This is a genomic window from Bradyrhizobium oropedii (assembly GCF_020889685.1).
Lineage (GTDB): Bacteria > Pseudomonadota > Alphaproteobacteria > Rhizobiales > Xanthobacteraceae > Bradyrhizobium > Bradyrhizobium oropedii.
Window position 1 is genome coordinate 1 of record NZ_JACMYO010000275.1, and the last position, 8467, is coordinate 8467.

Consider the following 8467-nt stretch of genomic DNA (forward strand, 5'->3'; position numbering starts at 1 on the left):
GCCGGCGGTGCCGACTGGGAAGGCGCGCTGCGGATCGCGAGCGCTGCCGCGGCGGTTGCGGTCGGCAAGACCGGCACCGCGATCGTCAGGTCCGCCGAGTTGCGGCGAAGGATCCTGCCGCATGCTTCGCTGGCGGCCGAGGAAAAGATCGTCGCGGCCGGCGGCGATATCGATGCATACCTCGAGGAATGGCGCAGGCAGGATCTGCGCATCGGCTTCACCAACGGCTGTTTCGACATCCTGCATCCCGGTCACGTCAAGGTGCTGACCGCCGCGCGCAGCACCTGTGATCGCCTGATCGTCGGGTTGAACAGCGACGCCTCGGTGAAGCGGTTGAAGGGCGAGGGGCGCCCGGTGCAGAACGAGCGTGCGCGCGCCGAGGTGCTGGCGGCGTTGGAAGCCGTCGACCTCGTCGCGATCTTCGAGGAGGACACGCCGATCGAGCTGATCACGAAGGTGCGGCCGAGCGTGCTGGTCAAGGGCGGCGACTATACCCGCGAGCAGGTGGTCGGCCACGAGATCGTCGAGGCTGCTGGCGGCGAGGTGGTGCTGGTCGAGATCCTGCCCGGCCACAGCACGACGTCGCTGGTTGCCCGGGCCCGTGAGGGTCAAGCGTGAGCGCGAGCATGGCATCCCCGGCAGGCGCCGCGGCGTGTCCGGCTTGGCGCGATCCGGCGCGCTGGCAGATCACGACCGATATGGTCGCGGTCCTGATTGCGCTGTCGCTGCCGTGGTCGACCTCGCTGGTCGGCATCTTCGGCGTGTTGTTGCTGATCTCGATCGCGCCGACGGTCGATCTGCGGGCGTTCTGGGCGCTGCTGAAGCGGCCGGTCTGCGTGGCGCCGATTGCGCTGTTCTGCCTCGCGCTTGTCGGCACGCTCTGGTCGGACGCCGCTTGGGGCGCGAGATTGTACGCTGTAGGGCCGACCGCAAAGCTCCTGGTGCTTCCGGTCCTGCTCTATCATTTTCAGCGCTCGACCCGCGGCAACTGGGTGTTCGTGGCCTTCCTCGTCTCATGCACGCTGTTGATGCTGATGTCGTGGCTGGTGCTTGCCTATCCTCACCTCGCGCTGCGGGCGCCCGGCCCTGGCGAGCAGGGCGTGTTCGTCAAGAACTACATCGATCAGAGCCAGGAGTTCACCTTGTGCGCGGTCGCGCTGGCCTATCCGATCGTGCTGCTGCTGCGGGCAAAGCGCGTCCTGCCGGCCGTCCTGCTGATCGCGATTGCGCTCAGCCTGTTCGCCAACATGGCGCTGGTGGTGGTGTCGCGGACCGCGTTGGTGACGGTTCCGATTATGTTCGCGGTATTTGCGCTGCTGCATCTGCGCTGGCGCACCATCGTGCTGATCCTTTGCGCGGCCGCCGCGTTGTCCGTGGTGGCGTGGTATGGATCGTCGCCGCTGCGCCGGACGGCCGAGTCGTTCCAGCGCGACTACAAGCTCTATATGGAACGCAACGAGCCGACGTCGCTCGGCTTGCGGCTTGAATTCTGGCGCAAGTCGCTCGGCTTCTTTGCCGAGGCCCCGGTGGTCGGCCATGGCACCGGGTCGACGCGGGGTCTGTTCGAGCGCGTTGCGACCGGCGGGGTGACCCAGGCCTCCGGCGAGGTGATCGGAAACCCCCACAATCAAACGTTGAACGTTGCCGTGCAGTGGGGCATTGTGGGTGTAGCGATCCTGTACGCGATGTGGTTACTGCACCTCTTGCTGTTCCGTGGCGACGGTCTCGTTAACTGGATCGGACTTCTCGTCGTGGTACAGAATATTACTAGTTCGTTGTTTAATTCACACATCTTCGACTTTCACGAAGGCTGGATGTATGTGCTGGGCGTCGGGGTCGCGGGCGGCATGGTGCTGAAGGGGCGATTGGGGACCGATATGGAACCCGAACCTCCCGTTCATCCATGATCGCTGGCAAGGGCTCCGCAGATACGCTATCAGCCTGCCAATGTCTCATCACGAACTCCCAGTTGTCAGCAACCCGTCCGTTAGATGACGCGCCTTTCGCAATTCACCCTGCGCAACTTCCTGATCTTGCTGCATGACGCGCTCGCGACGACGTTTGCGTTGCTGGCGAGCTTTTATCTGCGTTTCGAGGGGAGCCTTCTCACCGATCGACTGCCGCATCTGCTGCGCATTCTGCCCTGGTTCGTGCTGTTCAGCGTCGTGGTCAGCTACTTCTCCAATCTGACCACGGCGAAATGGCGCTTCACCTCGCTGCCGGACGCGGTGAATATCCTGCGGGTCGCGGCGGTGCTGACGTTGGCACTGGTCGTGCTGGACTACGTCTACTTCTTCACCGGGGCAAATTCGCCGAGCCCAGTATTCCTCGGCCGGGTCACGATCATCCTTTTCTTCTTCCTGGAGGTGTTCGCGCTGAGCGCGTTGCGCCTCGGCTATCGCTACTTCCGCTATTCGCGCACGCGGCTGCATGCCCGGTCCGACAACGCCGCGCCGGCGCTGCTGGTTGGACGCACGGCCGACGCGGAGGTTGTGCTGCGCGGTATCGAGAACGGCGCTATCAAGCGGCTCTGGCCGGTCGGCGTGCTCTCGCCATCGGTCGCGGACCGCGGCCAGATGATACGCAACATTCCCGTGGTCGGCGGCGTCGATGACATCGAGGCCGTGATTCGCGATTTCGAGAGCCGGAAGCGGCCGATCAAGCGCGTCGTCATGACACCCTCGGCCTTCGAGCCGGACGCGCATCCGGAAAGCGTGCTGATGCGCGCCAAGCGGCTTGGGCTGATGGTCAGTCGACTGCCGTCGCTGGAGGGCGGCGATGCGCCGCGGCTCACCAATGTTGCGGTCGAGGACCTGCTGCTGCGCCCGAGCCAGAAGATCGACTACGCGCGGCTCGAGACACTGGTGAAGGGCAAGTCCGTCATCGTGACCGGCGGCGGCGGCTCGATCGGCGCGGAAATCTGCGAGCGGGTCGCGACCTTCGGCGCGGCGCGCCTCTTGGTCGTCGAGAACTCGGAGCCGGCGCTGTATGCCGTCACCGAAGCGCTGTCCGCGCGCGACACCGGCCCCGAGATCGAGGGCCGGATCGCCGACATCAGGGATCGCGAGCGCATCACGCGCCTGATGAGCGAGTTCAAGCCCGACATCGTGTTCCATGCCGCGGCGCTCAAGCATGTGCCGATCCTGGAGCGTGACTGGAGCGAAGGGGTCAAGACCAACATCTTCGGGTCGGTGAACGTGGCCGACGCCGCGCGTGCCGCAGGCGCGAGCGCGATGGTGATGATCTCGACCGACAAGGCGATCGAGCCGGTGTCGATGCTCGGCCTGACCAAACGTTTCGCCGAGATGTACTGCCAGGCGCTGGACCACGACCTGATGACCGAGGCAAGGGGCAAGCCGCATATGCGGTTGATCTCGGTGCGGTTCGGCAACGTGCTGGCGTCCAACGGCTCGGTGGTGCCGAAATTCAAGGCCCAGATCGAAGCCGGCGGACCGATCACGGTGACCCATCCCGACATGGTTCGCTACTTCATGACGATCCGCGAAGCCTGCGATCTCGTGATCACCGCAGCGACGCACGCGGTGACGCCGGCGCGGCCCGACGTCTCGGTCTATGTGCTGAACATGGGCCAGCCGGTGAAGATCGTCGATCTCGCCGAACGGATGATCCGTCTGTCGGGCCTGCAACCCGGCGTCGACGTCGAGATTGTGTTCAGCGGCATCCGCCCCGGCGAGCGGCTCAACGAGATCCTGTTCGCAAGCCAGGAGCCGACGCTCGAAATCGGCGTCGCCGGCGTCATGGCGGCCAAGCCGAACCAGCCGCCGATGTCGACGCTGCGCAAATGGCTTGCAGCGCTGGAGGATGCGATCGAGAGAGATGACCGCGTGACCATCCGCGCCGTGCTTCAGGACGCCGTGCCCGAGTTCGGATCGAATGCCGCCTGATCGCGCCGTCCTGCGGACGATGAGACAGGTCCGTTTCGAAAGCCATTGATGCCGCATTCTCGAAAAGTCGTGGTCGTCAGCCAGCACTATCCGCCGGACCACAGCACGACTGCGGCCATCATGTCCGCGATCGCCGAACGGATCGCGCAGGAGGCGGACGTGATGGTGGTCTCCGGAATGCCGGGGTCGGCGCGGGCGCCTGCGCCCGGGCGACCCGTCGTCGTCGAGATCAGGAACTGGCTGCCGGGAAAGGCGGCGCTGATCAAGCGCGCGCTGGCCGAGGCGCTGTTCGCCGGCCGGATCTTCTTTGCGCTGCTGTCGCGACTGCAGCACGGCGACGTGGCGCTGACGGTGACTGCGCCCTTCGCGCTCCCTTATGCGGTGGCCGCCGCGGCAAGGTTGAAGGGGGCGAAGTCGGCGCTGATCCTGCACGACCTGTTTCCCGACGTGCTTGTCATGGCCGGGCTGCTGCGGCCGTCCTCGCTGGTTGCGCGGGCGATGCGCGCGATCAACGCGCTGATGTTCCGTGCGCTGAACATCGTCATCGTCATCGGTCGCGACGCGGAGAAGCTGCTGCTGCGATATGGCGGAATGACCCAGGACAAGATCAGGTTCATCCCGAACTGGGCCACGCTCACCCCCGGGAGCCGTCCCGTCAGCCCCGACAATCCGTTTCGCAAGGCCATCGCCGCCCGCTTCGTCGTCGGCCTGTCCGGCAATCTCGGCTTCACCCACGATCCGGAAATCGTCTTCAACGCAGCGCGGCTGTTGCGCGACGAACGCGACATCCATTTCCTGCTCTCGGGATGGGGCATGGGCTTCGCGCGGTTGAAGGACATGCAGGCCGAAGCGCGGCTCGCCAACGTCACGCTGGTCGACCGCGTCGCGGACGGCGAACTGGATGCGCTGCTCTCCAGTGCCGATGTCTGGCTCATTCCCTATCGCAAGGACGTCGCCGGTGTGTCGGTGCCGAGCCGGTTCTATAATCTGCTTGCAGCCGGCCGGCCCGTCATCCTCGTCTCCGAGCCCGAGGCCGAGGCGGCGCTGACCGTCAGCGAAAACCGGCTGGGCTGGGTCGTCACACCGGGAAGGCCCGATCAGCTCGCCGATGCGATCAGGCTGGCGTCGCGTTCGCAGGACACCGCGATGGCCGAGCGCGCTGTCGCCACCGCGCGGACCTTCAGTTCCGAGCGGGCCCTGGCAAGCTATGCCGCGCTGGTCGCGGAGCTGCTAACCAATCGTGATGTGGAGCGGACGGCATGAATGATGGTCGCCGAACGGTTCTGGTGACGGGTGCCAGCGGCTTTGTCGGCCGCCATGTGGTGCCCGTGCTGGAGCGGAATGGCTGGGTCGTGCGCCGCGCGATGCGAACCCCGCCGCAAGGTGCCAACGATGTGACGATCGACTCGCTCAGTCCTGCCACCGATTGGCGCGCTGCGCTCGATGGCGTGGATGCCGTCGTCCATCTTGCGGCCCGTGTTCACCAACAATCCGACGAACACTCCATAGAGCTCTACCGCAACGTCAATATCGAGGGCACGCTGCATCTGGCGCGTTCCGCCGCAGCTGCCGGCATTCGGGATTTCATTTTCGTCAGCACGATCCTGGTGCACGGGCGCAGCAACTACGGGCGTCCTCCGTTTCGCGAGGACGACGTGCTGACACCCCGCGGCCTCTACGGAAATTCCAAGGCGGCAGCCGAGGTTGGCTTGAAGGACATCGTGCCGGGCAGCGGCATGAGAGTGACCGTCATCCGCCCGCCGTTGATCTACGGCGCCGGTGCGAAGGGAAATTTCGCCTTGCTCAAGCGTGCGGTGATCAATCGCATGCCGCTGCCGCTGGCTTATGTGAAGAATCGCCGCGCGTTCCTGTCGGCGGAAAACCTCGCGTCGTTCATCCTGCACCGGCTGTCGCAGCCGGGAAGTGATTATGACGTGTTTCTGGTGGCCGACCGCGAGCAGGTCTCGACGCGGGAGTTCGTCGAGCGCCTCGCCCGCGCGGCAGAGACCTCGCCGCGCCTGTTCTGGCTGCCGCCATCGCTCCTGAAGGTGTCGCTCACGCTGGGCGGCCGCAAGGAAGCCTATGACAGCCTGTTCGCATCCCTCGAACTGGATCTGTCCAAGGTCGCAAGCACCGGATGGCAGCAGCCGATCAGCCTCGACGAGGGGCTGAAGCGCGCGCTGCGTCGAACGGATCCCTGATCAGAGCGGTCGCGAGAACCGGCGCAGTTGCCAGCTGACAGCGAGCAGTCCGGCCGGCAGCAGGACGATGTCTGCGGTGAGGGAGTTGAGGGCGACCGAGGCGAATGCGAGCAGCGTCAACACCACGTTCAGCGCAAAGACCTCGCCGACGACACGCCACACCGTGAATCCGTTGTCGGTCGCGCGCTGATAGAAATGCGAGCGATGCGCGGCCCAGAACGGCTCGCGCCGTGCCATGCGACGAAACAGCGTGACCGTCGCATCCGTCAGATAGTACAGCGGCAGCAGCAGCGCGGCGGCAAACTGCTGATGCAAGGCAAGCTCGAGCAGGCACCAGCCCAGCAGCAAGCCGATCGGCAGGCTGCCGACATCGCCGAGGAATATCTTTGCCACCGGCCGGTTGAACGGCGCGAAGCCGAGCAGCGCGCCGCACAGCGCGGCCGCGACCAGCGCAGGCACGGCGGGGACGTAACCGAAGCTGCCGAGCAGGGCGACCGCCACCGTGATCGGCACGGCCTCGGCCGCCGTCATCAGGTCGAGCCCGTCCATGAAGTTGACGAGGTTGACGAACCAGAGGCCGGCAAACAGCAGCAGGCCGCGTTCGAGCCAGATTGGGCAGGCCGGAACCAGCCTGAGATCGCCGGGCGCCGAGAACACCACGGCCGCAACGGCGGCTGCCTGCAGCAACAGCCGGGGGACGACGGGCAGGGAACGGATGTCGTCGGCAAAGCCCACCACCGCGATGAACAGGCAGGCCGCGAACACGATGAATGGTACGGTCAGGTCTCGCGATCCGGCGAGAGCGATGACGAGCCCGCCCGCCAGCAGCGTGGCCGTGATGACCGCGATGCCGGCGCCCTGCGGCGTTGGAATGCGGTGCGACGAGCGCGCATTCGGCTTTGCCAGCGCCACACGCAGCAGCAGAGGCCGCGTCGCCCGGATCAGGACGGCCGAGATCGATGCGGCCAGGACCGCTGCGATCAACGACAGGAGGATCTCGAAAGCGCTCATTCTGGTCCGGTCACTGCGATCCCAGGACTCGCAATTGCGATCCCGGGACTCGCGATTGCGATCCCGGGACTCACGATTGTGATCCCGGGACTTCGATCGGCTCGGCGCCCTTGGCGGCCTTTTCCGGGCTCAGGATCCACACCAGGCCGCCGAACACACCGACCACGAACGACACTGCGCCGAACAGCAGCGAGATGTTGACGCCCTCATTCGCGATCAATCCGGCATAGCCGAAGGCCAGCGCCATGGTGGCTTCGCGCACGCCCCAGCCCGCGATCGAGATCGGCATCATCGTGATCAGCATCACCGGGGGCAACAACTGGAATATCTGCCCGAAGGTGACGGGGGCCGTGATCGACTTCACGACGCACCAGCCGATCACGACAGTTACCACGTGAATGGCGATCGAAAGGGTCGCGACCCTGAACCCATGCTCGCGGCTGAACAACACCCGGTTCGCGATGACCGCGCAGGCGTGGATGTGATGCGTTGCCCACCATTGCTTCAGCCATGGCCAGGGCAACAGGCCGATCAGCAGGAAACCAAAGCCGGCCGCGAGTGCGGCGAGGTCGAGCAGCAGCAATGCCATCCAGCCGTGGGAATCGGAAATCAGCCGGTAGCTCCAGGGCAGGGTGGCGGCGATGACGACGGCCAGGGCGATCAGTCCGACCGCGCGGTCGACGAAGATCGAATAGGTGGCCGCGCGCCAGCCTGCACCGGCGCGCGCGACTAGCCAAAGCCGCACGGCGTCGCCGCCGATCGAGGACGGCAGGGTCTGGTTGAAGAAGGTGCCGATGACGTTGAAGCGCATCGCCTGGGCGGTCTCCAGCGGAGCGCCGCACTCGACGCTGATCTCGCGCCAACGCAGCACCCCGAGGAAGATCTGCAGGAAGGTGACCGCGATCGCGAGGCCGAGCCAGCCCAGGCTCTCGACCTGGATGCGGGAGGCCAGGTCGTACAGATTGACCTTGCGCAGCGACAGGTACAGCAGCGCAGCCGAGATCAGGATCTTGACGGTCGAAAGCAGGATTCGGCGCATTTCGGTTCGCGCTGCCAGGTTTCAGGATGTGTCAAAAACAGCGCAAAACGCTTTCGCGCGCCCAAATTCGCCGCCTTGGTATGGTTTCCGCATCGATCTGGCAATACCCGTACTGGTCCCTATTGCGGCAGGCGCGAAGGGGCGGCTAAAGAGGCCGGAGCGGGGACGCCCCGCCGCTCACCGGAAATTTACAAAACCGGTAAAATCCGACCAGACGCGTGGGGGCGCGTGACTGCTCGGATCGTGCTTCCCAGGTAACGGGGCTACCGGCCGCGACGGCCGGGCCCATTTGGTGTGCCGTCCGCGGATGG

At 65.5% G+C, this 8467-nt stretch carries 7 protein-coding genes; 5 read left to right on the top strand and 2 right to left on the bottom strand.

Annotated elements, in window-relative coordinates; genetic code table 11:
- The 5 genes from rfaE2 to H8A95_RS39950 all read left to right on the top strand — a co-directional run.
- Positions 1–618 (top strand): D-glycero-beta-D-manno-heptose 1-phosphate adenylyltransferase (rfaE2, locus tag H8A95_RS39930; protein ID WP_229188018.1); only part of this gene is annotated, 618 nt, incomplete at its 5' end.
- 8 nt (positions 619–626) lie between these two features.
- Positions 627–1907 carry an O-antigen ligase family protein gene (locus H8A95_RS39935; RefSeq protein ID WP_229188019.1) on the top strand — a complete coding sequence of 427 codons (1281 nt, stop codon included), beginning with the start codon at positions 627–629 and terminating at the stop codon, positions 1905–1907.
- A gap of 84 nt (positions 1908–1991) precedes the next feature.
- Positions 1992–3905 (top strand): nucleoside-diphosphate sugar epimerase/dehydratase, encoded by a 1914-nt coding sequence (locus H8A95_RS39940; protein ID WP_229188020.1) that lies wholly within the window; start codon positions 1992–1994, stop codon positions 3903–3905.
- A 48-nt stretch (positions 3906–3953) separates the two neighbouring features.
- Positions 3954–5168, top strand: a complete 1215-nt coding sequence (locus H8A95_RS39945) for a glycosyltransferase family 4 protein (protein ID WP_229188021.1) — start codon at positions 3954–3956, stop codon at positions 5166–5168.
- The gene (locus H8A95_RS39950) at positions 5165–6106 is read left to right on the top strand and encodes an NAD-dependent epimerase/dehydratase family protein (protein ID WP_229188022.1); all 942 of its coding nucleotides are present in this window, start codon (positions 5165–5167) and stop codon (positions 6104–6106) included. The genes H8A95_RS39945 and H8A95_RS39950 overlap by 4 nt, the downstream gene beginning before the upstream one ends.
- Here H8A95_RS39950 and H8A95_RS39955 read toward each other — a convergent pair whose 3' ends face one another.
- Positions 6107–7117: an MraY family glycosyltransferase gene (locus H8A95_RS39955; RefSeq protein ID WP_229188023.1), complete on the bottom strand. Its 1011-nt coding sequence runs from the start codon at positions 7115–7117 to the stop codon at positions 6107–6109. It abuts the gene before it with no gap.
- A gap of 70 nt (positions 7118–7187) precedes the next feature.
- Positions 7188–8156 (bottom strand): lysylphosphatidylglycerol synthase transmembrane domain-containing protein, encoded by a 969-nt coding sequence (locus tag H8A95_RS39960; protein WP_229188024.1) that lies wholly within the window; start codon positions 8154–8156, stop codon positions 7188–7190.
- Positions 8157–8467 lie beyond the last annotated feature (311 nt).